The 2,332-nt window shown below is 38.0% G+C and carries 2 protein-coding genes; both read left to right on the top strand.

Annotated elements, in window-relative coordinates:
* Positions 1-90: 90 nt before the first annotated feature.
* Positions 91-273, top strand: coding sequence for a hypothetical protein (locus ABNS49_RS11960; protein ID WP_348688202.1), 183 nt, complete (start codon positions 91-93; stop codon positions 271-273).
* A gap of 499 nt (positions 274-772) precedes the next feature.
* Positions 773-2,317: an IS66 family transposase gene (locus ABNS49_RS11965; RefSeq protein ID WP_348688203.1), complete on the top strand. Its 1,545-nt coding sequence runs from the start codon at positions 773-775 to the stop codon at positions 2,315-2,317.
* Positions 2,318-2,332: the final 15 nt, after the last annotated feature.

A 2,332-nucleotide genomic window follows, 5' to 3' on the forward strand; every position in this document is an offset into this window, starting at 1 on the left:
AGGGCGAGGGTTTTGGGACGCTTACGGTCAATTAAACTTTGTTATTTTGTCAATGCGTACATTATTTGACGCTTACAGGTGATGAAGTAAATGGAGCATTGGATAAAGCAGATACAAGATTTCAAACGCAGCGGGAAAAGCCAAAGAGAATGGTGCGAGGAAAAAGGAATACGTCGCAGTTCACTAAGATATTGGCTTGACCGTTTTGAGGACGTATCAATTGGAAAAGAGATAATCTTTGCAGAAGTTGTGGTAGGTGATGCAGAGTGTTGATTTTTAAACCATCCAAGGTATATATCTCCTCTGCGAACGTTGATATGCGAAAATCAATAGACGGATTGTCAAGTATTGTAGAACAGAATTTCAAGCTTAGTCCCCTGTCGGACGCAATTTTCGTATTCCACAACCGTCATTGCGACAAAATCAAAATGCTCTATTGGGACGGTGACGGGTTCTATCTGCTGTACAAACGTATAGAGTATGGCAAATTTCATTTTCCTACGGTTATTGATTCAGATAAATATACAGTAACCAAGGAAGAATTGAATTGGCTTTTGCATGGTTTGCAGATTGAGAATATCCACAAGTACGAAAGATTAAAAAAAGAAAGACTTTCCACCGAGAAGGACTCATTTCAACATGGCATAATGTACTGATTTCCACAAGAAAATTCTATATTGAAAAAGCTCGTAAATTCGGGCTTTTTCTTGATTTTATCCTTAAAATATGGTATAATTAAAATAGTAAAAATAAATTTTAAGGAGTGAGTTTTATGTCAGAAATGCCAACATATGAAGAACTTTTGGCACAAAACAACTACCTTAAAAATCATGCAAAGTATCAGGCAACACAGCTTGATAAAAAAGATAAAGAAATCAAGGAACTTAAAAAGCAAAACAAAGAACTTGAAATAAACTACAACTGGATTTTGGAACAGTTAAAACTTAGTAAGCGTCAGAAATTCGGTTCTTCCGCAGAGAGCATTATGGAAGGCTACGAGCAAATAAACTTGTTCAACGAAGCAGAAGCTGAACGTACTGCTTTTAAGCTTGAACCCACCGTTGAGGAAGTTGTCAAAAGATCTTCAAAAAGCAAAAAGAAATCAATCAAAGACCGATATAAAAATCTTGAGGTCGAAGAAATAATCCATACGCTTCCCGATGAGGATAAAATTTGTAATACTTGTGGTTCAGAAATGAACTTTATGCGATACGACATAAGTCATAAGATTAGGATAATTCCTGCAAAAGCAATTTTGGAGGTACATAAAACAGAGGTCTACGTTTGTAAGGAATGTGATAATAACGGTACTGAGGGAAGTTTTAAAACAGCACAATCAGAACCGTCCTTAATAGAAAAAAGTCTTGCAACGCCAAGCCTCATTGCATACATTTTAAATCAGAAGTTCTGTCTTGGACTGCCACTGTACCGTCAGGAGCAGGAGCTTAGGCGAATGAATATTTACTTCAGTCGTCAAACTATGGCGAATTGGGTGATCGCAGCAGCCAAAATGCTGAAACCACTGTATGATAAACTCCATAAAAAACTTGTTGAAAGAAATATTCTACACGCCGATGAAACTACGTTGGAAGTCCTTAAATTACCCAATAGAGACACGCCTCTTAACGCATATATGTGGGTTTATCGCACAGGTCGGTTTGAAGAATGTCCCATAGTTCTTTATGATTATGAAGAAGGGCGATCGGGAAGCTATGCGAAAGAATTTTTAAAAGGCTTTTCGGGGTATCTGCATTGTGACGGTTGGTCTGGGTACGACAAAGTGGAGAATATTAAGCGTGTTGGCTGTTGGGTTCATGTTCGTAGAAAATTTTACGACGCGCTGAAAATTCAAGCTGACCCAAAGGACTATTCCACCATTGCTGGACAAGCTTTCTTAATGATAGAAAAGCTTTTTGAAGTGGAGAGGATAAGTCCTGACAAGCCTGCGGAAATAAAGGTTATCGTTGAAATGCATCTCTCAGGCGGAGAGTGTCACGATGGTCCTGAAGGGCGATTATCAATCAAAAAAGTAGGAACAAATTTTGAAGGAGTCCCAATTCTCATGGACAGAGCTTACGAAGGTGATAAAACTCGTAAGCTTGCAAAGTTATACGGTCATGACCCTGTTGTTCCTCCAAAGAAAAATCGTATAGACCCTTGGGAATATGATAAAGAACTTTATAAAAAGCGTAATATGGTAGAACGTCTTTTTCGTTGGCTTAAAGAGTTTAGAAAAGTTTGTACTCGTTATGATAAAACCGATATGATGTACCTTGCTTTTATCCAGTTCGCTTGCATTCTTGTTTGGATTAAATAGTGTCAACAGTCCCTA

Origin of the sequence: uncultured Dubosiella sp. (genome assembly GCF_964018005.1) — a bacterium.
Lineage (GTDB): Bacteria > Bacillota_I > Bacilli_A > Erysipelotrichales > Erysipelotrichaceae > Dubosiella > Dubosiella muris.